This window comes from Streptomyces sp. NPDC020747, assembly GCF_044334695.1.
Lineage (GTDB): Bacteria > Actinomycetota > Actinomycetes > Streptomycetales > Streptomycetaceae > Streptomyces.
The window spans coordinates 141572-163975 of record NZ_JBIRTJ010000009.1 but is presented as its reverse complement, the minus strand read 5'-3'; the positions used below and the strand labels follow the sequence as shown (position 1 = coordinate 163975).

Annotated in this window: 20 protein-coding genes; 18 read left to right on the top strand and 2 right to left on the bottom strand. The window is 70.7% G+C overall.

Annotated elements, in window-relative coordinates; all coding sequences use genetic code 11:
- The first annotated feature begins 125 nt into the window (after positions 1 to 125).
- From ACH4YP_RS23930 to nusB, 4 genes are all read left to right on the top strand, one after another.
- The gene (locus ACH4YP_RS23930) at positions 126 to 1043 is read left to right on the top strand and encodes a Pro-rich N-terminal domain-containing protein (protein ID WP_361069785.1); all 918 of its coding nucleotides are present in this window, start codon (positions 126 to 128) and stop codon (positions 1041 to 1043) included.
- Positions 1044 to 1194: 151 nt separating this feature from the next.
- The gene (locus tag ACH4YP_RS23925) at positions 1195 to 2301 is read left to right on the top strand and encodes an aminopeptidase P family protein (RefSeq protein WP_361069782.1); all 1107 of its coding nucleotides are present in this window, start codon (positions 1195 to 1197) and stop codon (positions 2299 to 2301) included.
- 58 nt (positions 2302 to 2359) lie between these two features.
- On the top strand, positions 2360 to 2926 hold the full coding sequence (gene efp / locus ACH4YP_RS23920; protein WP_398399563.1) for an elongation factor P: 567 nt from the start codon (positions 2360 to 2362) through the stop codon (positions 2924 to 2926).
- Between the two features lie 2 nt (positions 2927 to 2928).
- Positions 2929 to 3363, top strand: a complete 435-nt coding sequence (gene nusB / locus ACH4YP_RS23915; protein WP_398492364.1) for a transcription antitermination factor NusB — start codon at positions 2929 to 2931, stop codon at positions 3361 to 3363.
- Between the two features lie 270 nt (positions 3364 to 3633).
- On the opposite strand, the gene bldD is transcribed toward nusB, so the two are convergent.
- Complete coding sequence (gene bldD / locus ACH4YP_RS23910; RefSeq protein WP_027751102.1) at positions 3634 to 4134, bottom strand: transcriptional regulator BldD; 501 nt, start codon at positions 4132 to 4134, stop codon at positions 3634 to 3636.
- A 243-nt stretch (positions 4135 to 4377) separates the two neighbouring features.
- On the opposite strand from bldD, the gene pyrR reads away from it, so the two are divergent.
- The 14 genes from pyrR to ACH4YP_RS23840 all read left to right on the top strand — a co-directional run bounded on the left by pyrR (position 4378) and on the right by ACH4YP_RS23840 (position 21429).
- A complete protein-coding gene (gene pyrR, locus ACH4YP_RS23905) occupies positions 4378 to 4968 on the top strand; it encodes a bifunctional pyr operon transcriptional regulator/uracil phosphoribosyltransferase PyrR (RefSeq protein WP_189839872.1) in 591 nt (196 codons plus the stop codon).
- Between the two features lie 137 nt (positions 4969 to 5105).
- The gene (locus tag ACH4YP_RS23900; protein WP_361058219.1) at positions 5106 to 6083 is read left to right on the top strand and encodes an aspartate carbamoyltransferase catalytic subunit; all 978 of its coding nucleotides are present in this window, start codon (positions 5106 to 5108) and stop codon (positions 6081 to 6083) included.
- 5 nt (positions 6084 to 6088) lie between these two features.
- Positions 6089 to 7375: a dihydroorotase gene (locus ACH4YP_RS23895; protein WP_398492361.1), complete on the top strand. Its 1287-nt coding sequence runs from the start codon at positions 6089 to 6091 to the stop codon at positions 7373 to 7375.
- Complete coding sequence (locus ACH4YP_RS23890) at positions 7372 to 7974, top strand: hypothetical protein (protein WP_398492359.1); 603 nt, start codon at positions 7372 to 7374, stop codon at positions 7972 to 7974. Before ACH4YP_RS23895 ends, ACH4YP_RS23890 begins: the two co-directional genes overlap by 4 nt.
- Positions 7971 to 9155, top strand: coding sequence for a glutamine-hydrolyzing carbamoyl-phosphate synthase small subunit (gene carA / locus ACH4YP_RS23885; protein ID WP_359944545.1), 1185 nt, complete (start codon positions 7971 to 7973; stop codon positions 9153 to 9155). The genes ACH4YP_RS23890 and carA overlap by 4 nt, the downstream gene beginning before the upstream one ends.
- Positions 9148 to 12456: a carbamoyl-phosphate synthase large subunit gene (carB, locus tag ACH4YP_RS23880; RefSeq protein ID WP_398492357.1), complete on the top strand. Its 3309-nt coding sequence runs from the start codon at positions 9148 to 9150 to the stop codon at positions 12454 to 12456. Before carA ends, carB begins: the two co-directional genes overlap by 8 nt.
- A gap of 81 nt (positions 12457 to 12537) precedes the next feature.
- Entirely contained in the window at positions 12538 to 13647 is a 1110-nt protein-coding gene (locus ACH4YP_RS23875; RefSeq protein ID WP_361058227.1) for a quinone-dependent dihydroorotate dehydrogenase, read from the top strand.
- Complete coding sequence (gene pyrF, locus ACH4YP_RS23870; RefSeq protein ID WP_398492355.1) at positions 13644 to 14492, top strand: orotidine-5'-phosphate decarboxylase; 849 nt, start codon at positions 13644 to 13646, stop codon at positions 14490 to 14492. Before ACH4YP_RS23875 ends, pyrF begins: the two co-directional genes overlap by 4 nt.
- A gap of 256 nt (positions 14493 to 14748) precedes the next feature.
- Positions 14749 to 15072: an integration host factor gene (locus tag ACH4YP_RS23865; protein ID WP_005319887.1), complete on the top strand. Its 324-nt coding sequence runs from the start codon at positions 14749 to 14751 to the stop codon at positions 15070 to 15072.
- 38 nt (positions 15073 to 15110) lie between these two features.
- On the top strand, positions 15111 to 15704 hold the full coding sequence (gene gmk / locus ACH4YP_RS23860; RefSeq protein WP_361058207.1) for a guanylate kinase: 594 nt from the start codon (positions 15111 to 15113) through the stop codon (positions 15702 to 15704).
- Between the two features lie 49 nt (positions 15705 to 15753).
- Entirely contained in the window at positions 15754 to 16026 is a 273-nt protein-coding gene (gene rpoZ, locus ACH4YP_RS23855; RefSeq protein ID WP_030610454.1) for a DNA-directed RNA polymerase subunit omega, read from the top strand.
- A 102-nt stretch (positions 16027 to 16128) separates the two neighbouring features.
- Positions 16129 to 17331, top strand: coding sequence for a bifunctional phosphopantothenoylcysteine decarboxylase/phosphopantothenate--cysteine ligase CoaBC (gene coaBC, locus ACH4YP_RS23850; RefSeq protein ID WP_398492352.1), 1203 nt, complete (start codon positions 16129 to 16131; stop codon positions 17329 to 17331).
- A 238-nt stretch (positions 17332 to 17569) separates the two neighbouring features.
- Complete coding sequence (gene metK / locus ACH4YP_RS23845; protein ID WP_143635364.1) at positions 17570 to 18778, top strand: methionine adenosyltransferase; 1209 nt, start codon at positions 17570 to 17572, stop codon at positions 18776 to 18778.
- A gap of 473 nt (positions 18779 to 19251) precedes the next feature.
- Positions 19252 to 21429 (top strand): primosomal protein N', encoded by a 2178-nt coding sequence (locus tag ACH4YP_RS23840; RefSeq protein WP_398492351.1) that lies wholly within the window; start codon positions 19252 to 19254, stop codon positions 21427 to 21429.
- A gap of 309 nt (positions 21430 to 21738) precedes the next feature.
- Here ACH4YP_RS23840 and ACH4YP_RS23835 read toward each other — a convergent pair whose 3' ends face one another.
- Positions 21739 to 22290 carry a hypothetical protein gene (locus ACH4YP_RS23835; RefSeq protein WP_361058200.1) on the bottom strand — a complete coding sequence of 184 codons (552 nt, stop codon included), beginning with the start codon at positions 22288 to 22290 and terminating at the stop codon, positions 21739 to 21741.
- Between the last annotated feature and the right edge of the window lie 114 nt (positions 22291 to 22404).

Below are 22404 nucleotides of genomic sequence, written 5' to 3'. Positions count from 1 at the left end.
CCCGCCGTTCACCAAACGGCGGCCGGGGACGGTACCGTTCGGTAGGGAGTGGGGCGGGTGCCCCGCTCCCAGCGCCAGATTGCCTGCGGCGAGTGAGCCAAAGACACGAGACGGAGTGGCACCGGATGCAGCACGCAGTGGGGTCTCCGCTGCCGCCGCCCCACCAGCCGGGGCACGGACCGGCCGCCGGCTGGTCGCCGGCCGCACAACACCCGGGACCGCACCACCCGGGCACGCACCCGGGCTCCGCGCCTGCGCCCCAGGGTCCCGCGCCCGTGGGCCCGCCCCCCGGCTTCGCCGGAGCGCCCGCCGGGCCCCCCGCCCCCCATCCGCCGGGCCACGCGCCCGCCCCGCATCACACGGTCCCGCACCACGCTCCGCCGCCACCGCCGACGCCGGACACCACGGGCCACGTACAGCTGCCGCCGGGCGGTCCCGTCCCGATGCCGAGCGCGCCGCCCGCCGCGGGCACGCCCGATCCGACGTCCACCACCCTCGCCGTCCTGCTCATCGGACCCGCGGGCGCCGGCAAGACCAGCGTCGCCAAGTTCTGGGCCGACCACCGCAGGGTGCCCACCGCGCACATCAGCCTGGACGACGTACGCGAATGGGTGCGCTCGGGCTTCGCGGACCCGCAGTCGGGGTGGAACGACCACTCGGAGGCGCAGTATCGTCTCGCCCGCCGCACCTGCGGCTTCGCGGCCCGCAACTTCCTGGCCAACAACATCTCCTGCATCCTCGACGACGCGGTCTTCCCCGACCGGCCCGTCGTCGGCCTCGGCGGCTGGAAGCGGCACGTCGGTCCCGGCCTGCTGCCGGTCGTCCTCCTGCCGGGCCTGGAGATAGTCCTGGAGCGCAACGCCGAGCGCTCCGGAAACCGCCGCCTCACCGACGAGGAGGTCGCCCGCATCCACGGCCGCATGGCGGGCTGGTACGGCTCGGGCCTCCCGATCATCGACAACTCCCAACTGGACGTCCCCCAGACGGCCCGAGTCCTGGACGACGTACTGGCAAGGTCGATCGCGAGCCCGCCGCAGTGGTAGGGAACGTCTGAGAGGGGCTGGTCCCCTCCCACCCCAGGGGCGCGGGGAACTGCGCGCCCAGCCCCGACCCACCCGCACCCGGCACAAAACGGTCACCCCCACTCGGCCGCCCCAACCGGCGCAAAACCGGCGGAGCTCATACGCTCGGGTCATGTCAGAGGCGTACGCGGCCCGCCGCGACCGGCTGAGAGAGCGCTGCGCGGCAGGCGGCAGCGCAACCGCGCTGATCTCCCGCCCCGCCAACGTCCGCTACCTCGCGGGCGTGGCCCCCCACGGCGCCGTCCTCCTGCTGGGCAGGACCGAGGACCTGCTCGTGTACGGGGGTCCCCCCGAATCCCCGCTCGACGAGGGCCGGCCGGACGAGGCCCTCCGGGTGCACACGCTGGCGAGTCCCGGCGGCGACCCCGCCGTCGCCGCGGCTGACCTCGCCGCGGCCCAGGGCGCCGACTCCCTCGCCGTCGAGGAGCACCACCTGACCGTGACCCGGCACCGGGCGATCGGCTCGGTGGCGCCCCGGCTGCGTCTCGGCGACCTCGGCGCGGCCGTCGAGCAGCTGCGTGTCATCAAGGACGAGGAGGAGATCTCCTGCCTGCGCATCGGCGCGGAGATCGCCGACCAGGCGCTGAGCGAGCTCCTGGAGTCCATCCTCGTCGGCCGCACCGAACGCCATCTCGCCCTGGAACTCGAACGCCGCCTGGTCGACCACGGCGCCGACGGCCCGGCCTTCACCACCTCGGTCGGCACGGGCCCGAACTCCGGGCGCCGGAGCCACCGCCCGAGCGACCGCCGGGTCGAAGAAGGAGATTTCCTCTCCGTCTGCCTCGGCGCGACCTACCGCGGGTACCGCTGCGAGATCGGCCGCACCTTCGTCATCGGGACCTCGCCCGCCGACTGGCAGATCGAGCTGTACGACCTCGTCTTCGCATCCCAGCGGGCCGGCCGCGAGGCCCTCGTGCCCGGCGCCGCCTACCGTGACGTGGACCGTGCGGCCCGCCAGGTTCTCGACTCCGCGGGGTACACGGAAGGCCTTCCTCCGCTGACTGGACACGGTGTGGGGCTCGAAATCGACGAGGACCCGCAGCTGGCCCCCGCGGCCATGGGTAAACTGGACGCTTGCGTGCCGGTCACCGTCGAACCGGGGGTCCACATCCCGGGCCGGGGCGGTGTCCGGATCGATGACACGCTCGTCGTGCGCCCCGAGGCGGACGGCGGACCCGAGCTACTCACCATCACGACCAAGGAGCTGCTCGCGCTCTAGCTTCCCGCTGTGCGCGTGTTCCGGGGTCGTCCACGTCAGTCCAGGAGATTCCGCAACCGTGGCTTCCACGAACGACCTCAAGAACGGCCTGGTGCTCAAGCTCGACGGAGGCCAGCTCTGGTCCGTCGTCGAGTTCCAGCACGTCAAGCCCGGCAAGGGCCCGGCCTTCGTGCGCACCAAGCTGAAGAACGTGCTTTCCGGCAAGGTCGTCGACAAGACGTTCAACGCCGGCGTCAAGGTCGAGACGGCCACTGTCGACAAGCGTGACATGCAGTTCTCGTACATGGACGGCGAGTACTTCGTCTTCATGGACATGGAGACCTACGACCAGCTCATGGTCGACCGCAAGGCCGTCGGCGACGCCGCCAACTTCCTGATCGAGGGCTTCACCGCCACCGTCGCCCAGCACGAGGGCGAGGTGCTCTTCGTCGAGCTGCCGGCCGCCGTCGAGCTGGTCATCCAGGAGACCGAGCCCGGCGTCCAGGGCGACCGTTCCACCGGCGGCACCAAGCCCGCCACGCTGGAGACGGGCCACCAGATCAACGTCCCGCTCTTCATCACCACCGGTGAGAAGATCAAGGTCGACACCCGCACGAGCGACTACCTCGGCCGGGTGAACAGCTAACCGTGGCTGCCCGCAACACGGCCCGCAAGCGCGCCTTCCAGATCCTCTTCGAGGGTGACCAGCGCGGCGTGGACGTCCAGACGGTCCTGGGTGACTGGATCCGGCACTCCCGGACCGACACCCGGCAGCCGCCGGTGAGCGAGTACACCATGCAGCTCGTAGAGGGCTACGCGACGTACGCGAAGCGCATCGACGAGCTGATCTCGCAGTACGCGGTGAGCTGGACGCTCGACAGGATGCCGGTCGTCGACCGCAACATCCTGCGTCTCGGCGCCTATGAGTTGATCTGGGTCGACGAGACCCCGGATGCCGTGGTGCTCGACGAGGCCGTGCAGCTCGCCAAGGAGTTCTCCACGGACGAGTCGCCCGCCTTTGTGAACGGCCTGCTCGGCCGTTTCAAGGAGCTCAAGTCGTCGCTTCGGCGCGACGACACCTGAGGCGGGCCTCAGCACGGTTCGATGTGACGCGCGGGCCGTGGAGGCAGGTCGCGCCGCGGCGGAGCCGCACAATGTCACAGCCCCGCGTCCCTCAGGGGGCCGGGCGCGCAGGACACACGAACGCCGGAGGGCCCCCAGCATCTCGCTGGGGGCCCTCCGGCGTTCCCGTACCTCTGACGTCCCTGAGGCCCGCAGAAAGCCGCCGGGGCGGCCGGAACCGTCTGGTTCCGGCCACCCCGGCGGCACGTTTCTTCTCAGTCCCGGTACGGGTCAGGCGTCCTCGTGGGAGACCGCGCGGCGCGCGTCGGCGTCCAGGACGCCCCAGCTGATCAGCTGCTCGGTGAGGACCGAGGGGGACTGGTCGTAGATGACGGCGAGCGTGCGCAGGTCGTCCTGGCGGATCGACAGCACCTTGCCGTTGTAGTCGCCGCGCTGGGACTGGATCGTCGCCGCGTAGCGCTGCAGGGGGCCTGCCTTCTCGGCCGGCACATGGGCCAGCCGCTCCAGGTCGAGGACCAGCTTCGGCGGCGGCTCGGCGGCGCCGCCCGGGGTGGTGCCCGGCAGCAGTTCCTGCACCGGCACGCCGTAGAAATCCGCCAGCTCGGCGAGGCGCTGCACGGTCACGGCGCGGTCGCCGCGCTCATAGGAACCGACCACGACCGCCTTCCAGCGGCCCTGGGACTTCTCCTCGACGCCGTGGAGGGAAAGGCCCTGCTGGGTGCGGATGGCGCGGAGCTTGGCCCCGAGCTGTTTGGCGTATTCGCTGGACATATAGCTCCCCGGCACTGTGTCGACGTGCGGCTCGGCCGCGCGGCTGGTGACTCACTGTGAGGTTACGCAGCGTGACTCTGCCTCGTCAAGCCGAATGGTCCGGACCGACCCTTCCGTGGGAGCCCGGTACGGCTGGTGCCAAGGGGGTGATCAGGGGCGTTGCCGGGCTGGTACCGTGGTTGGCGCAATTCCGACGTCCTTTAATGATCCGTCCCGTGAGGCGGAGAAGGAGGTCCGTTTCGTATGGACTCAGAGCAGGACAAGCAGCAGTACGAGGCCGGCGCACGGCCCGTTCTGGAAGCCCCCGACATCGCGCGGGTGCTGACCCGCATCGCCCACGAGATCGTCGAACGCGCCAAGGGCGCCGACGACGTGGTGCTCCTCGGCATTCCGACCAGAGGCGTCTTCCTCGCCCAGCGGCTGGCCGCCAAGCTCGAAGAGATCACCGACCGAAAGATCCCGGTCGGCTCCCTCGACATCACCATGTACCGCGACGACCTGCGCATGCACCCGCCGCGTGCGCTGGCCCGTACCGACATTCCCGGTGACGGCATCGACGGCCGCCTGGTCGTCCTCGTCGACGACGTGCTCTTCTCGGGCCGCACCATCCGGGCCGCCCTCGACGCGCTGAACGACATAGGGCGTCCGCGTGCGGTACAGCTCGCGGTCCTCGTCGACAGAGGGCACCGCGAACTCCCGATCCGCGCCGACTACGTCGGCAAGAACCTCCCCACGTCGTTGCGGGAGACGGTCAAGGTCCAGCTCGCCGAGGAGGACGGTCGCGACACCGTGCTGCTCGGTGCGAAGCGGACCGCCCGGCCCGGCGAGCAGTAGCGGCACACAGCCGTACGTCCGCTCGTACGACCCCGAGTGCGCTCACGCGCGCCCGCGTCCGCCCGGCTGTGCCCTTCCGAGGGGACACCTCCCGGGCCCTCGCTTCCCGACCTGAACTGCCTTACGGAGCCTGACAGATGCAGCGTCATCTCATCTCGGCCGCCGACCTCACCCGCGACGACGCCGTCCTGATCCTCGACACCGCCGAGGAGATGGCCCGGGTCGCCGACCGGCCGATCAAGAAACTGCCGACCCTGCGCGGCCGCACCGTCGTCAACCTCTTCTTCGAGGATTCCACCCGGACGAGGATCTCGTTCGAGGCGGCGGAGAAGCGGCTCTCCGCCGACGTGATCAACTTCACCGCCAAGGGATCCAGCGTCTCCAAGGGCGAGTCCCTGAAGGACACCGCGCAGACCCTCGAAGCCATGGGCGTCGACGCCGTCGTCATCCGGCACGGCGCCTCCGGAGCCCCGTACCGGCTCGCCACCTCCGGCTGGATCGACGCCGCCGTCATCAACGCGGGCGACGGCACCCACCAGCACCCCACGCAGGCCCTGCTCGACGCCTTCACGATGCGCCGCCGGCTCGTCGGCCGGGACGCGGGCCTCGGCCAGGACCTGGCAGGCAAGCGCATCACGCTCGTCGGCGACATCCTGCACAGCCGCGTCGCCCGCTCGAACGTCGACCTGCTGCACACCCTCGGCGCCGAGGTCACCCTCGTGGCCCCGCCGACCCTGGTACCGGTCGGCGTCGGGTCCTGGCCCTGCGAGGTCTCGTACGACCTGGACAGCACGCTCTCCAAGTCCGACGCCGTGATGCTGCTGCGCGTGCAGCGCGAGCGGATGAACGCGGCGTTCTTCCCGACCGAGCGCGAGTACTCGCGGCGCTACGGGCTCGACGGGGACCGGATGGCGAAGATGCCCGAGCACGCCATCGTGATGCACCCCGGGCCGATGGTCCGCGGCATGGAGATCACCGCGGAGGTCGCCGACTCCGAGCGCTGCACCGCCATCGAGCAGGTCACCAACGGCGTCTCGATCCGGATGGCCGTGCTCTACCTGCTTCTGGGCGGCAACGAGCCCGCCGTCACCCACACCCGTACCGAGGAGAAGTAAGTCACATGAGCAAGATCCTTATCCGTGGTGCGAAGGTGCTCGGCGGCGAGCCGCAGGACGTCCTGATCGACGGCCAGACGATCGCCGAGGTCGGTGCGGGGCTGTCCGCCGAGGGTGCCGAGGTCGTCGAGGCCGACGGCAAGGTGCTCCTGCCGGGGCTCGTGGACCTGCACACCCACCTGCGTGAGCCCGGCCGTGAGGACTCCGAGACCGTCCTGACCGGTACGCGCGCGGCGGCCGGTGGCGGCTACACCGCCGTGTTCGCCATGGCCAACACCTTCCCGGTCGCCGACACCGCCGGTGTCGTCGAGCAGGTCTACCGGCTCGGCCAGGAGCACGGCTACTGCGATGTGCAGCCCATCGGCGCCGTCACCGTCGGCCTTGAGGGCAAGAAGCTCGCCGAGCTGGGCGCGATGCACGAGTCGGCCGCCGGCGTCACCGTCTTCTCCGACGACGGCAAGTGCGTCGACGACGCCGTGATCATGCGGCGCGCGCTCGAATACGTGAAGGCCTTCGGCGGGGTCGTCGCCCAGCACGCGCAGGAGCCCCGGCTCACCGAGGGCGCCCAGATGAACGAGGGCGTCGTCTCCGCCGAGCTGGGACTCGGCGGCTGGCCCGCGGTGGCCGAGGAGTCGATCATCGCCCGGGACGTCCTGCTCGCCGAGCACGTCGGATCGCGCGTGCACATCTGCCACCTGTCGACCGCCGGATCGGTGGAGATCGTCCGCTGGGCCAAGTCCCGCGGCATCGACGTCACCGCCGAGGTCACCCCGCACCACCTTCTCCTCACCGACGAGCTGGTGCGCTCGTACAACCCCGTCTACAAGGTCAACCCGCCGCTGCGCACCGAGCGCGACGTGATGGCCCTGCGTGAGGCGCTCGCCGACGGCACGATCGACATCGTCGCCACCGACCACGCCCCGCACCCGCACGAGGACAAGGACTGCGAGTGGGCCGCGGCCGCCATGGGCATGGTGGGCCTGGAGACCGCGCTGTCCGTCGTCCAGCAGACGATGGTCGAGACCGGGCTCCTCGACTGGGCCGGGGTCGCCGACCGCATGTCGATCAAGCCCGCCGGCATCGGCCGGGCACAGGGCCACGGCCGTCCCGTCTCGGCAGGCGAGCCCGCCAACCTCACCCTCGTCGACACGGCATACCGTGGAGCCGTGGACCCCGCGGGCTTCGCTTCGCGCAGCCGCAACACTCCGTACGAGGGTCGTGAGCTGCCGGGCCGTGTCACGCACACGTGGCTCCGGGGCAGGGCCACGCTCGTCGACGGGAAGCTCGCGTGACATCACTCACCCCCATTGCAGCGCAGATCACGGCGGACATCGCCGCGGAACAGAAGTCCGCGGAGGTGACCGACTGGGCCGCCCGGATCGGCTGGCTCGTCGGCCTCGTCCTGTTCGTCGCGCTCGTCTACTGGCTGATGCGCGAGGGCTGGAAGTGGCGCGGCGCGCTCCAGGGCGACCTTCCCGAGCTGCACACCGCGCCGGAAGAGCCCGGCGAGGCCACACTGACGATGAGTGGCCGCTACCACGGCTCGACCACCGCCGGGCAGTGGCTCGACCGCATCGTGGCGCACGGCCTGGGCACCCGCAGCCGGGCCGAGGCCACGCTGACGGACGCGGGCCTCGATGTCGTACGCCCCGGAGCGGCCGACTTCTTCGTGCCCGCCGCGCAACTGCGTGAGGCCCGGCTCGACAAGGGCATCGCGGGCAAGGTCCTCACCGAGGGCGGGCTCCTGGTCATCACCTGGGAGCACGGCGACCGGCTGATCGACTCGGGCTTCCGCTCCGACCACGCGGCCGAGCACAACGAGTGGGTCACCACCCTGAACAACATGATCAACACGAGCGACAAGAGCGACAAGACGGAAGGCGCACGATGACGACCTCCATCCAGGGAACCGCCTCCCAGAGGCGAAAGGCGGCTCCCGCCGTACTCGTCCTGGAGGACGGCCGGACCTTCCGCGGCCGCGCCTACGGGGCCGTGGGGGTGACCTTCGGCGAAGCGGTGTTCTCCACCGGCATGACCGGCTACCAGGAGACCCTCACCGACCCGTCGTACCACCGCCAGGTCGTCGTGATGACCGCCCCGCACGTTGGCAACACCGGCGTGAACGACGACGACCCCGAGTCGAAGCGCATCTGGGTCGCCGGCTATGTCGTACGGGACCCCGCGCGCGTGCCCTCCAACTGGCGCTCCCGGCGCTCGCTCGACGAGGAGCTCGTCCAGCAGGGCGTCGTGGGCATCAGCGGGATCGACACCCGCGCGCTCACCCGCCACCTGCGCGAGCGCGGCGCCATGCGCGTCGGCATCTTCTCCGGCAACGCGCTGCCCGACGAGGGCACCATGCTCGCCGAGGTGCGCCAGGCCCCCGAGATGAAGGGCGCCAGCCTCTACGAGGAAGTGGCCACCAAGGAGACGTACGTCGTCCCCGCGATCGGCCCCGACGGCGAAGCCGTCCCGATCGGTGCCGCGAAGTACACCGTCGCCGCCGTGGACCTCGGCATCAAGGGCATGACCCCGCACCGCATGGCCGAGCGCGGCATCGAGGTGCACGTGCTGCCCGCGACGGCGAGCGTCGAGGACATCTACGCGGTCGAGCCGGACGGCGTGTTCTTCTCCAACGGTCCCGGCGACCCGGCGAAGGCCGAGCACCCGGTCTCCGTGATGCGTGCCGTGCTGGAGCGGAAGACGCCGCTCTTCGGCATCTGCTTCGGCAACCAGATCCTCGGCCGCGCCCTCGGCTTCGGCACGTACAAGCTGAAGTACGGCCACCGGGGCATCAACCAGCCCGTGCAGGACCGTACGACCGGCAAGGTCGAGGTCACCGCGCACAACCACGGCTTCGCCGTCGACGCGCCGCTCGACAAGGTCTCCGAGACCCCCTACGGGCGTGCCGAGGTCTCGCACGTCTGCCTGAACGACCAGGTCGTCGAGGGGCTGCAGCTGCTCGACCAGCCGGCGTTCAGCGTCCAGTACCACCCCGAGGCGGCGGCGGGTCCGCACGACGCGGCCTACCTGTTCGACCGCTTCGTAGAGCTCATGGAGGGCCAGCGTGCCTAAGCGCACCGATATCCAGTCCGTCCTGGTCATCGGCTCCGGCCCGATCGTCATCGGCCAGGCCGCCGAGTTCGACTACTCCGGCACCCAGGCCTGCCGCGTCCTCAAGGCCGAGGGCCTGCGGGTGATCCTGGTCAACTCCAACCCGGCGACGATCATGACCGACCCGGAGATCGCCGACGCGACGTACGTCGAGCCGATCACCCCGGAGTTCGTCGAGAAGATCATCGCCAAGGAGCGGCCGGACACCCTGCTGCCGACGCTCGGCGGCCAGACCGCCCTCAACACCGCGATCTCCATGCACGAGCAGGGTGTGCTGGAGAAGTACGGTGTCGAGCTGATCGGCGCCAACGTCGAGGCGATCAACAAGGGCGAGGACCGCGACCTCTTCAAGGGCGTCGTCGAGGCCGTCCGCGCGAAGATCGGGCACGGCGAGTCCGCCCGCTCGGTCATCTGCCACTCCATGGACGACGTGATCCAGGGCGTCGAGACGCTCGGCGGCTACCCCGTCGTCGTCCGGCCCTCCTTCACCATGGGCGGCGCCGGCTCCGGCTTCGCGCACGACGAGGAGGAGCTGCGCCGGATCGCGGGGCAGGGCCTCACGCTCTCGCCGACCACCGAGGTGCTCCTGGAGGAGTCCATCCTCGGCTGGAAGGAGTACGAGCTGGAGCTGATGCGCGACAAGAACGACAACGTCGTGGTCGTCTGCTCCATCGAGAACTTCGACCCGATGGGCGTCCACACCGGTGACTCGATCACCGTCGCGCCCTCGATGACGCTGACCGACCGCGAGTACCAGCGCCTGCGCGACATCGGCATCGCGATCATCCGCGAGGTCGGCGTCGACACCGGCGGCTGCAACATCCAGTTCGCGGTGAACCCGGACGACGGCCGCATCATCGTCATCGAGATGAACCCGCGGGTGTCGCGCTCCTCGGCCCTCGCGTCGAAGGCTACCGGCTTCCCGATCGCCAAGATCGCCGCCAAGCTGGCCGTCGGCTACACCCTCGACGAGATCCCGAACGACATCACGGAGAAGACCCCGGCGTCCTTCGAGCCCACGCTCGACTACGTGGTCGTCAAGGCCCCGCGGTTCGCCTTCGAGAAGTTCCCGTCCGCTGACTCCACGCTGACCACCACCATGAAGTCGGTCGGTGAGGCCATGGCGATCGGCCGCAACTTCACCGAGGCGCTGCAGAAGGCGCTGCGGTCGCTGGAGAAGAAGGGCAGCCAGTTCACGTTCGTCGGCGAGCCCGGCGACAAGGCCGAGCTGCTGGCGGAGGCCGTCCGGCCGACCGACGGGCGCATCAACTCCGTCATGCAGGCCATCCGCGCGGGCGCCACGCCCGAGGAGGTCTTCGACGCCACGAAGATCGACCCGTGGTTCGTGGACCAGCTGTTCCTGATCAAGGAGATCGCGGACGAGCTGGCCGCCGCCGACAAGCTGGACCCGGAGCTGCTCGCCGAGGCCAAGCGCCACGGCTTCTCCGACGTCCAGATCGGCGAGATCCGCGGCCTGCGCGAGGACGTCGTACGCGAGGTGCGCCACGCGCTGGGCGTGCGCCCGGTCTACAAGACGGTCGACACCTGCGCCGCCGAGTTCGCGGCCAAGACGCCGTACTTCTACTCCTCGTACGACGAGGAGACCGAGGTCGCCCCGCGCGAGAAGCCCGCGGTCATCATCCTGGGCTCCGGCCCCAACCGCATCGGCCAGGGCATCGAGTTCGACTACTCCTGCGTCCACGCCTCCTTCGCGCTCAGCGACGCGGGCTACGAGACCGTGATGGTCAACTGCAACCCCGAGACCGTCTCCACGGACTATGACACCTCCGACCGGCTGTACTTCGAGCCGCTCACCCTGGAGGACGTGCTGGAGATCGTCCACGCGGAGACGCTCGCCGGACCGATCGCGGGTGTGATCGTCCAGCTCGGCGGACAGACCCCGCTGGGCCTGTCGCAGGCGCTCAAGGACAACGGCGTGCCGGTCGTGGGCACTCCGCCCGAGGCGATCCACGCCGCCGAGGACCGCGGTGCCTTCGGCCAGGTGCTGGCGGAGGCGGGCCTCCCGGCTCCGAAGCACGGCACGGCCACCACCTTCGCGGGCGCCAAGGCCATCGCCGACGAGATCGGCTACCCCGTCCTCGTCAGGCCGTCGTACGTCCTCGGCGGGCGCGGCATGGAGATCGTGTACGACGAGACGCGGCTGGCCTCGTACATCGAGGAGTCGACCGAGATCAGCCCGTCCCGGCCGGTCCTGGTCGACCGCTTCCTGGACGACGCGATCGAGATCGACGTGGACGCGCTGTACGACGGCCACGAGCTGTACCTCGGCGGTGTCATGGAGCACATCGAGGAGGCCGGCATCCACTCCGGCGACTCGGCGTGCGCACTGCCGCCGATCACGCTCGGCGGCTTCGACATCAAGCGCCTGCGTGCCTCGACGGAGGCCATCGCGAAGGGTGTCGGGGTCCGCGGACTGATCAACATCCAGTTCGCGATGGCGGGCGACATCCTGTACGTCCTCGAAGCCAACCCGCGTGCCTCGCGCACGGTTCCCTTCACCTCGAAGGCGACCGCGGTGCCGCTGGCGAAGGCCGCCGCCCGGATCTCGCTGGGCGCGACCGTCGCCGAGCTGCGCGCCGAGGGGCTGCTGCCGGCCGTCGGCGACGGCGGTGAACTGCCCCTGGACGCACCGATCTCCGTCAAGGAGGCCGTGATGCCGTGGTCGCGCTTCCGCGACATCCACGGCCGCGGCGTCGACACGATCCTCGGCCCGGAGATGCGCTCCACCGGCGAGGTCATGGGCATCGACTCGGCGTTCGGCACGGCGTACGCCAAGTCCCAGGCGGGCGCGTACGGTCCGCTGCCGACCAAGGGCCGCGCCTTCATCTCGGTCGCCAACCGGGACAAGCGCTCGATGATCTTCCCGGCGCGTGAACTGGTCGCCCACGGCTTCGAGTTGCTCGCCACGTCCGGCACGGCAGAGGTGCTCAAGCGCAACGGCATCAACGCCACCGTCGTCCGCAAGCAGTCCGAGGGCGAGGGGCCGAACGGCGAGAAGACGATCGTCCAGCTCATCCACGAGGGCGAGGTCGACCTCATCGTCAACACGCCGTACGGCACCGGCGGCCGCCTCGACGGCTACGACATCCGTACGGCGGCCGTGGCCCGCTCCGTGCCCTGCCTGACGACGGTCCAGGCGCTCGCCGCCGCCGTCCAGGGCATCGACGCGCTCAACCACGGTGACGTGGGCGTGCGTTCACTCCAGGAACACGCCGAGCATCTGACCGCGGCCCGCGACTAGCAGCCCCGAGGGGGACACCGGAAACGGTGTCCCCCTCTTCATGAGCCTTCATCCATGAGGCTCTTCGTGAGGACACTGATCATGTACAAGCTCTTCTTCCGGCTCGTGTTCAAGCGCATGGACCCCGAGCAGGCCCACCACCTCGCCTTCCGCTGGATCCGGCTCGCCGTCCGTGTTCCCGTCCTGCGGACCTTCGTCGCCGCCGTGCTCGCGCCCCGGTACAAGGAGCTGCGGACCGAGGCGTTCGGGCTGCGGATGCACGGGCCGTTCGGGCTCGCGGCCGGCTTCGACAAGAACGCGGTCGCCGTCGACGGGATGTCGATGCTCGGCTTCGACCACGTCGAGATCGGCACGGTCACGGGGGAGGCGCAGCCGGGCAACCCCAGGAAGCGCCTGTTCCGCCTTGTGCCGGACCGCGCGCTGATCAACCGCATGGGGTTCAACAACGAGGGCTCCGAGGCCGTGGCGGGGCGCCTGGCGGCCCGTACGCCCGTCTTCAGGACCGTCCTGGGCGTCAACATCGGCAAGACCAAGGTCGTTCCGGAGGCCGAGGCCGCCGCCGACTACGTGAAGTCCACCGAACGGCTGGCCGCGTACGCCGACTACCTCGTCGTCAACGTCAGCTCACCGAACACGCCCGGGCTGCGCAACCTCCAGGCCACGGAGTCGCTGCGGCCGCTGCTGACCGCCGTCCGTGAGGCCGCCGACCGGACGGTGACCACGCGCCGCGTTCCGTTGCTGGTGAAGATCGCGCCCGACCTGGCCGACGAGGACGTCGACGCCGTCGCGGACCTCGCCGTCGAACTCGGCCTGGACGGGATCATCGCCACGAACACCACCATCGCGCGCGAGGAACTCGGTTTGAAGTCCGAACCCACCTTGGTCGCAGAGATGGGCGGACTCTCGGGTGCCCCGCTGAAGGCACGCTCCCTGGAGGTGCTGCGCCGCCTCTACGCGCGCGTGGGGGACCGGATCACCCTCGTGGGCGTCGGCGGGATCGAGAACGCCGAGGACGCCTGGCAGCGGATCCTCGCGGGCGCCACGCTCGTCCAGGGCTACAGCGCCTTCGTCTACGAAGGCCCCTTCTGGGGCCGCGCCGTCCACAAGGGCCTCGCCGCCCGCCTGCGCACCAGCCCGCACGCCACCCTCGCCGACGCGGTCGGCGCCGACGTAAGGAAGACGACGGTATGACTGAGCCCTTCGGATCGCGGCTGCGCCGCGCCATGGACGAGCGTGGGCCGCTGTGCGTCGGGATCGACCCGCACGCCTCCCTGCTCGCCGACTGGGGTCTGAACGACGACATCGCCGGTCTTGAGCGCTTCAGCCGCACCGTCGTCGAGGCCCTGGCCGACCGGGTCGCCGTGCTCAAGCCCCAGATCGCGTTCTTCGAGCGCTTCGGGTCGCGCGGCATCGCCGTACTGGAGAAGTCGGTCGAGGAGGCGCGGGCGGCCGGGGCGCTGGTCGTAATGGACGCCAAGCGCGGCGACATCGGCTCGACCATGGCGGCGTACGCCTCCGCCTTCCTGGAGAAGGGCTCGCCGCTGTTCTCCGACGCGCTCACCGTCTCGCCGTACCTCGGCTACGGATCGCTGAAGCCGGCGGTCGACCTCGCGCGGGAGAGCGGCTCGGGGCTGTTCGTGCTCGCGCTGACCTCCAACCCGGAGGGCGGCGAGGTGCAGCACGCGGTACGCCCCGATGACACGGCCCTGCGCAACGTGGGCGCGACCATGCTGGCCCATCTCGCCGAGGAGAACGCGGGGGAGACCCCGATGGGCTCCTTCGGGGCGGTCGTCGGCGCCACGCTCGGCGATCTGTCCTCGTACGACCTCGACATCAACGGCCCGCTCCTCGCGCCCGGAATCGGCGCTCAGGGGGCCACGCCGGCGGATCTGCCGGGCGTGTTCGGCGCGGCGGTGCACCAGGTGGTCCCGAATGTCAGCCGGGGTGTTCTGCGTCACGGTCCCGACATCGGCTCGCTACGCGCGTCATCGGACCTCTTCGCCGAGCAGATCAGGGCGGCCGTGGCGTCTGCCTAGCGCTTTTCTCGGGCGTCCGTCAGGCGTCCCGCGTCTGAATACATCCTCAAATCCGGGGCATTTTGTCCGGAATGTCGGACTCGATGGAGGCTGACCAGGACTTTTCCGCTGTTCTCGCTGACTCCGGCGGACTTGCCCGCTAGTCTCCGACGCAGAGTGAACGGGCAAGAGCGTTGCTCGTTGCTCCCCAGGTGTGGGGCGACTAGGTTCCTCACCGGTCCGTATCCGACAGTTCGACATCCGAGGTGACGTAGGCGTGGCTCTTCCGCCCCTTACCCCTGAACAGCGCGCAGCCGCGCTCGAAAAGGCCGCCGCGGCTCGCCGGGAGCGGGCCGAGGTCAAGAATCGACTCAAGCACTCCGGCGCCTCCCTTCACGAGGTCATCAAGCAGGGCCAGGAGAACGACGTCATCGGCAAGATGAAGGTCTCCGCCCTCCTGGAGTCCCTGCCGGGCGTGGGCAAGGTCCGCGCCAAGCAGATCATGGAGCGACTTGGCATCTCCGAAAGCCGCCGTGTGCGCGGTCTCGGCTCCAACCAGATCGCGTCTCTGGAGCGCGAGTTCGGCGGCGGTGCCGCCTGACGTTCTCGGGCACCCCTGAGAACCTGGATAATCACCGCATGGCTGCAACACCCCGGGGGACGACCCCCGTACCCCCGGACGTACGTCCGCGGCTGACCGTGCTCTCCGGCCCCTCAGGGGTCGGCAAGAGCACGGTCGTCGCCCATATGCGCAAGGAACACCCCGAGGTCTGGCTCTCGGTGTCGGCCACGACCCGCAAGCCGCGCCCCGGGGAGAAGCACGGTGTCCACTACTTCTTCGTCAGCGACGAGGAGATGGACAAGCTGATCGCCAACGGCGAGCTGCTCGAATGGGCGGAGTTCGCGGGCAACCGCTACGGGACACCGCGCAAGGCCGTGCTCGAACGGCTGGAGTCGGGTGAGCCGGTCCTCCTGGAGATCGATCTCCAGGGAGCCCGGCAGGTCCGCGAGTCCATGTCCGACGCTCTGCTGGTGTTCCTGGCTCCTCCCTCCTGGGAGGAGCTCGTGCGCAGACTCACCGGGCGGGGCACCGAGCCGCCCGACGTGATCGAGCGCCGGCTGGAGGCCGCCAAGATCGAACTGGCGGCCGAGCCGGAGTTCGACGTGACCCTGGTCAACACCTCCGTCGAGGACGTGGCGCGCGAGCTGCTAGCCTTGATGGAAGTTGTTTGATCTTTCAGGTCTCTGTCAGGTCAATTTTCCACCTTTCGGAAGGCAGAGCGTGTCCTCTTCCATCACCACGCCCGAGGGCATCATCAACCCTCCGATCGACGAGCTCCTCGAAGCCACCGACTCGAAGTACAGCCTGGTGATCTACGCGGCCAAGCGGGCCCGTCAGATCAACGCGTACTACTCGCAGCTCGGTGAGGGCCTTCTTGAGTACGTCGGTCCCCTCGTCGACACCCACGTCCACGAGAAGCCGCTCTCGATCGCCCTGCGCGAGATCAACGCGGGTCTCCTGACGTCGGAGGCCGTCGAAGGCCCGGCGCAGTAGTATTTTCTGCTTGCAGTTCGTTTTTCCACAGGCCCGGCAGCGCGACTGCCGGGCCTGTGGTGTGTGATGGGGGCGTACGTTTTCCGAGGTCTGGGGAGAGACGTGGACAAGCCGAAGGTCGTGCTGGGGGTCAGTGGCGGCATCGCCGCGTACAAGGCCTGTGAGCTGCTGCGGAGACTGACCGAGTCGGGGCACGACGTGCGGGTCGTCCCGACGGAGTCCGCGCTGCACTTCGTCGGCGCGGCGACCTGGTCCGCCCTCTCCGGCCACCCCGTGTCCACCGAGGTCTGGTCGGACGTCCACGAGGTCCCGCACGTCCGCATCGGGCAGGGAGCCGACCTCGTGGTCGTCGCTCCCGCCACCGCGGACATGCTCGCGAAGGCCGCCCACGGCCTGGCCGACGACCTGCTGACGAACACGCTGCTCACCGCCCGGTGCCCGGTCGTCTTCGCCCCCGCCATGCACACCGAGATGTGGGAGCACCCGGCCACCCGGGAGAACGTGGCGACGCTGCGCCGCCGCGGCGCCATTGTCATCGAGCCCGCAGTAGGGCGCCTGACCGGTGTGGACACGGGCAAGGGGCGGCTGCCCGAGCCGTCCGAGATCTTCGAGGTCTGCCGCAGGGTGCTCGCGCGCGGAATCACCGAGCCCGATCTCGCCGGCCGGCACGTCGTCGTCAGCGCCGGCGGCACGCGCGAGCCGCTCGACCCGGTCCGCTTCCTCGGCAACCGCTCCTCCGGGAAGCAGGGGTACGCCCTCGCGCGCACCGCCGCCGCCCGGGGCGCCCGGGTCACGCTGATCGCCGCGAACACCGGCATGCCGGACCCGGCCGGGGTCGACGTCGTACAGGTCGGGACCGCCGTGCAGTTGCGCGAGGCCGTGCTCAAGGCCGCGCCGGACGCCGACGCCGTGGTGATGGCGGCGGCGGTCGCCGACTTCAGGCCCGCCGCATACGCGGCCGGAAAGATCAAGAAGAAGGACGGTCAGGAACCGGAGCCGATCGTTCTCGTTCGCAATCCGGACATCCTCGCGGAGATCTCTGCGGACCGCGCCCGACCGGGCCAGGTGGTCGTCGGTTTCGCCGCCGAGACGGACGACGTGCTGGCCAACGGCCGGACGAAGCTTCAGCGCAAGGGCTGCGACCTCCTCGTGGTGAACGAGGTCGGCGAACGCAAGACCTTCGGCTCCGAGGAGAACGAGGCGGTGGTGCTGGGCGCCGACGGAAGCGAGACCACGGTGCCGTACGGACCCAAGGAAGCCCTGGCCGAGACCGTGTGGGATCTCGTGGCGCGTCGCATCGGGTGAATGTCTCAATCGCTTCAACGGGCCCACTGGAACCGTCGGATCGGGGTGTGGGAGCCTGGCGCAGATGGTTCGTCGTGTCGCAGAATGCCCGTGCCGCAGGTCACAGCGCTTCCGAGAGGCGAGACACTAGCCCGGCGGCAGAGCGCGACCGATAAACTGTTTCTCGGACGACGCCGGGCGCAGCCCCCGGCCGTCCGCCAATGATCAGCCAGCAGCCGCTGCAACCTCAGGGAGCGTTGTGTCCCGTCGCCTGTTCACCTCGGAGTCTGTGACCGAGGGTCACCCCGACAAGATCGCTGACCAGATCAGTGACACCATTCTCGACGCGCTTCTCCGCGAGGACCCGCATTCCCGGGTCGCCGTGGAGACGCTGATCACCACCGGCCTCGTGCACGTGGCCGGCGAGGTCACCACCAAGGCCTACGCGCCGATCGCGCAGCTCGTGCGCGACAAGATCCTCGAGATCGGTTACGACTCCTCGAAGAAGGGCTTCGACGGCGCGTCCTGTGGCGTTTCGGTGTCCATCGGCTCGCAGTCGCCCGACATCGCGCAAGGCGTCGACACGGCGTACGAGAAGCGTGTCGAGGGCGATGAGGACGAGCTCGACAAGCAGGGCGCGGGCGACCAGGGCCTGATGTTCGGCTACGCGACGGACGAGACGCCGGCGCTGATGCCGCTCCCGATCCACCTCGCGCACCGCCTCTCGCGCCGCCTCTCCGAGGTCCGCAAGAACGGGACCATCCCGTACCTGCGCCCGGACGGCAAGACCCAGGTCACCATCGAGTACGACGGCGACAAGGCGGTCCGGCTGGACACGGTCGTCGTCTCCTCGCAGCACGCGTCGGACATCGACCTGGACTCCCTCCTGGCCCCCGACATCCGCGAGTTCGTGGTCGAGCCGGAGCTGAAGGCCCTCCTCGACGACGGCATCAAGCTGGAGACCGAGGGCTACCGCCTGCTGGTCAACCCGACCGGCCGCTTCGAGATCGGCGGCCCGATGGGCGACGCCGGCCTCACCGGCCGCAAGATCATCATCGACACCTACGGCGGCATGGCCCGCCACGGTGGCGGCGCCTTCTCGGGCAAGGACCCGTCCAAGGTCGACCGCTCCGCCGCGTACGCCATGCGCTGGGTCGCCAAGAACGTCGTCGCCGCGGGCCTCGCCACCCGCTGCGAGGTCCAGGTCGCCTACGCCATCGGCAAGGCCGAGCCCGTCGGCCTCTTCGTCGAGACCTTCGGCACCGCCAAGATCGACGCCGAGAAGATCGAGACGGCCATCACCGAGGTCTTCGACCTCCGCCCGGCCGCGATCATCCGCGACCTGGACCTGCTCCGCCCGATCTACGCCCAGACCGCCGCGTACGGCCACTTCGGCCGTGAGCTGCCCGAGTTCACCTGGGAGAAGACGGACCGGGTGGACGCGCTGCGGAAGGCTGCGGGGCTGTAGGTCCTGCACTTTCTCTGCCGGCTGTTTTCGTACCAGCCAGCTGTTTTCGGCGAGGCCCGGCGCCCCTCTCAGGGGGTGCCGGGCCTCGCCGCTGTCCGCCCGTCGGATTCCGCGGACAGAGACGGCTGGGCCGACAAACGACTGGCACGGCTGTCGTCGGACTTCGTACGCTGGCGGTCCTCCCGGTGCGCAGGCCGCGGTTACTTCGGTGGAGTGCGTCGAGTGCGTGCGGTGAATCTGGTTCGTGTACCGCTGCCGTTCAGAACTCGGGAGGAGCTGACGTCGTCGCGCCCGGTGCGATGGTCGCGGTTACTTCCGGGTGATCCCCTCGCAGGTTCGAATCCTGCTGCCGGTCCTGGACCGGTATGGCCGAGTGGCCCATGGCAGAAGCGCCCCAGGGGCGTTCGTGATCCGCGGCCGGCCTTGATCTCGGGCGCGCGGCGGTGTCAGTGCGGTTTGGTAGGAATGTTGCTGTGAGCAGCACGGACGGGCGTGGTGAAGGTGGGGCCGAGGGTGCCCCGCCCGAGCAGCTTGCGTTGATTCGGGACGCCGTGCGGAAGGCGCCGCGGGCCAAGCCGCGGACCTGGCGGGGGGCCGCGGTCGCCAAGGAGCTGCCCGTGGCTCGAGTGCTCGTCGACAAGGGCGTGCTGCATCTCGATCGGTACTTCGACTATGCCGTGCCCGAGGAACTCGACGCGGATGCGCAGCCGGGGGTGCGCGTGCGGGTGCGGTTCGGGGCCGGGCGGCATCGCGTGCGGGAGGGGCGGCGCGAGGGCGGGGGGCTGATCGACGGGTTCCTGATCGAGCGGCTGGCCGAGTCCGACTACTCAGGGCCGCTGGCCGCGCTCGCTCAAGTCGTGTCGTCCGAGCCCGTGTTGAGCGAGGAGTTGCTGGGGCTGGCCCGGGCCGTCGCCGATCGGTACGCGGGGAGCCTGGCCGATGTGCTCCAGCTGGCCGTGCCGCCGCGCAACGCCAGAGCCGAACAGAAGCCGTCGCCCGAGCCGTCGCCGGTTCCCGAGGCGCCGGAGGTGGGGTCCTGGGCCCGGTACTCGCGGGGGGCCGCCTTCGTCGAGTCGCTCGCGGGCGGCGGGGCGCCCCGGGCCGTGTGGAACGCGCTGCCGGGGCCCGGCTGGGCCGAGGAGCTGGCGCGGGCCGTGGGGGCGACGCTCGCCTCGGGTCGTGGCGCGCTCGTCGTCGTGCCGGACGGGCGGGCCGTCAGCCGGGTCGACGCCGCGCTGACCTCCGTGCTGGGTGAGGGGCACCATGCCGTGCTCACCGCCGAGGCCGGCCCAGAGAAGCGCTACCGGCAGTGGCTCGCGGTGCGGCGAGGGTCCGTACGGGCCGTCGTGGGCACCAGGGCCGCCATGTTCGCGCCCGTGCGGGATCTCGGGCTTGTCGCCATGTGGGACGACGGGGACGGCAGCCACAGCGAGCTGCACGCCCCCCAGCCGCATGCGCGGGAGGTGCTGCTGCTGCGGGCCGCGTACGACAAGTGCGCCTTTCTGCTGGGGAGTTGGAGCTGCACCGTCGAGGCCGCGCAGCTCGTGGAGAGCGGCTGGGCGGCTCCGATCGTCGCCGAGCGGGAACAGGTGCGGGGGGCGGCTCCGCTCGTACGGACCGTGGGGGACGGGGATCTCGCGCGCGACGAGGCGGCGCGCGCCGCACGGCTGCCCACCCTCGCCTGGCGGGTCGTACGGGAGGGGCTGAAGCAGGGGCCGGTACTGGTGCAGGTGCCACGGCGTGGCTATGTGCCGCGGATGGCCTGTGCGCAGTGCCGGGAGCCCGCGCGGTGTCGGCAGTGCGCCGGGCCGTTGGAGGGGCAGGACGCCGGCGCGCTGCGCTGCGGGTGGTGCGGTCGGGACGAGCCGGAGTGGCGCTGTCCCGAGTGCGGTGGGTTCCGGTTGCGGGCGCAGGTCGTGGGGGCGCGGCGGACCGCCGAGGAACTCGGGCGGGCCTTTCCGGCGGTTCCTGTGCGGACGTCGGGGCGCGAGCAGATCCTGGACACGGTGCCGGGTGCGCCCGCGCTGGTCGTCAGCACGCCGGGCGCCGAGCCCGTGGCCGAGGGCGGGTACGCGGCGGCGCTGCTGCTCGACGGCTGGGCGATGCTGGGGCGGCCCGATCTGCGGGCCGACGAGGACGCGTTGCGGCGATGGATCGGTGCGGCGGCGCTGGTGCGGGGGCAGCGGGACGGCGGGACCGTGGTGGTCGTCGCCGAGCCGACGCTGCGGCCGGTGCAGGCGCTCGTGCGGTGGGATCCGGTGGGGCACGCCGTCCGTGAGCTGGCCGAGCGCGCCGAGCTGGGCTTTCCGCCCGTGTCGCGGATGGCCGCCGTGTCCGGGACGGCGGAGGCGCTCGCCGGATTCCTGGCCGCGGTCGAACTGCCGCGTGAGGCCGAGGTGTTGGGGCCCGTGCCGGTGCCTCCGGCGGATCCCGGGCGGCCACGGCGGACGGGGGCGCCTCCGGCGGGCGAGCCGTGGGAGCGGGCACTGATCAGGGTGCCGCCGGGGAAGGGGGCCGCGTTGGCCTCCGCGTTGAAGAGCGCGCAGGCGGCTCGGATGGCGCGTGGGGGGAGTGGTGGCAGCGGTGGCAGTGGTGGCGGCGGGGGAAGTGACGTGGTGCGGATTCGGGTTGATCCGCCGGATATCGGGTGACCGCTCGGTGCGGGTGCGGGTGCGGGTGCGGGTGCGGGTGCCGTGGCGAGTGCGGGCGGAGGGGATGTGGGTGCAGGTGGGGTGTGAGTGCGGCTGATGCCGGGCTGTGTGCGCCGGGGATCTCGGCGGCCGGCCCGGGCGGCTGTGGCTGTGGTGGCCTGTGTCTGGGGTGGTGAGGGCGGCCGAGTGCCGGTGTCGGTGAGGCGGCAGGGTGCCGGGGCCGGTGAAGTGGCCGCGTGTCGGCGGCTGTTCGTTCGGGATACGGGTCTGCCCCCGAGCCTCGTCGGGGGCAGACAGGTGGGTGTGGGGTCAGCCGTTGCGCGGGCCCGGGAAGGCGCTCGGCCTGATGATGTCCTCGCGGAGCGTGGAACTGCCCGCCGTCGGCTGGGTGGGCAGCGGCATCGGCATGGAACGGGCCGCGGGGACCGTGGGGAGGCCGGTGTTGACGGCGACCGTGCGGGAGGAGCCCGACGGTTCCGTGGCGCGCTCGGCCTCGGCGGCGGCCTGGGCCGCCGCCCGGCGGGCGCCGTAACGGCGGTGCACCGCCTGTTTGGTGACCCCCAGCGCCGAGCCCACCGCGTCCCACGAGAAGCCCAGTGAGCGGTCGAAGTCCACGGCGGCCGTGACCAGGGTCTCGACGCTGTCCCGCAGCTCCTGGGCGAGGCGGACGGTCGGGGCGGGCGCCCGCCCGTAGACGACGAAGCCCGTGGACGGGCCGGAGCGGCGCGGGCGGTAGACGTTGCCCAGCTGGGCTGTCAGCGTGCGCAGTGCGTCCACCTGCCGGCGGACCCGCTCGATGTCCCGCACCAGCAAGTGCAGGCTGGCCCGAGCCTGGGCGTCGTGGGTTGCGTGGTCGGCCATGAACAAGCCTCTCGAACCGGCGTTGAAAAGGACCGGGCAGCGAGTGCGGCCCGTTTTGGTCAACTCTTTCTTGACCAACGCGTTTGAGGGTGAGTGGTCACGCTTATGGGGCGT

Excerpts from the sequence above, each read along its gene's own strand:
- ACH4YP_RS23930 (WP_361069785.1), top strand. The coding sequence starts at position 126 with ATGCAGCACGCAGTGGGGTCTCCGCTGCCGCCGCCCCACCAGCCGGGG.
- ACH4YP_RS23925 (WP_361069782.1), top strand. The coding sequence starts at position 1,195 with ATGTCAGAGGCGTACGCGGCCCGCCGCGACCGGCTGAGAGAGCGCTGC.
- bldD (WP_027751102.1), bottom strand. The coding sequence starts at position 4,134 with ATGTCCAGCGAATACGCCAAACAGCTCGGGGCCAAGCTCCGCGCCATC.
- pyrR (WP_189839872.1), top strand. The coding sequence starts at position 4,378 with ATGGACTCAGAGCAGGACAAGCAGCAGTACGAGGCCGGCGCACGGCCC.
- ACH4YP_RS23900 (WP_361058219.1), top strand. The coding sequence starts at position 5,106 with ATGCAGCGTCATCTCATCTCGGCCGCCGACCTCACCCGCGACGACGCC.
- ACH4YP_RS23895 (WP_398492361.1), top strand. The coding sequence starts at position 6,089 with ATGAGCAAGATCCTTATCCGTGGTGCGAAGGTGCTCGGCGGCGAGCCG.
- carA (WP_359944545.1), top strand. The coding sequence starts at position 7,971 with ATGACGACCTCCATCCAGGGAACCGCCTCCCAGAGGCGAAAGGCGGCT.
- ACH4YP_RS23875 (WP_361058227.1), top strand. The coding sequence starts at position 12,538 with ATGTACAAGCTCTTCTTCCGGCTCGTGTTCAAGCGCATGGACCCCGAG.
- pyrF (WP_398492355.1), top strand. The coding sequence starts at position 13,644 with ATGACTGAGCCCTTCGGATCGCGGCTGCGCCGCGCCATGGACGAGCGT.
- gmk (WP_361058207.1), top strand. The coding sequence starts at position 15,111 with ATGGCTGCAACACCCCGGGGGACGACCCCCGTACCCCCGGACGTACGT.
- ACH4YP_RS23835 (WP_361058200.1), bottom strand. The coding sequence starts at position 22,290 with ATGGCCGACCACGCAACCCACGACGCCCAGGCTCGGGCCAGCCTGCAC.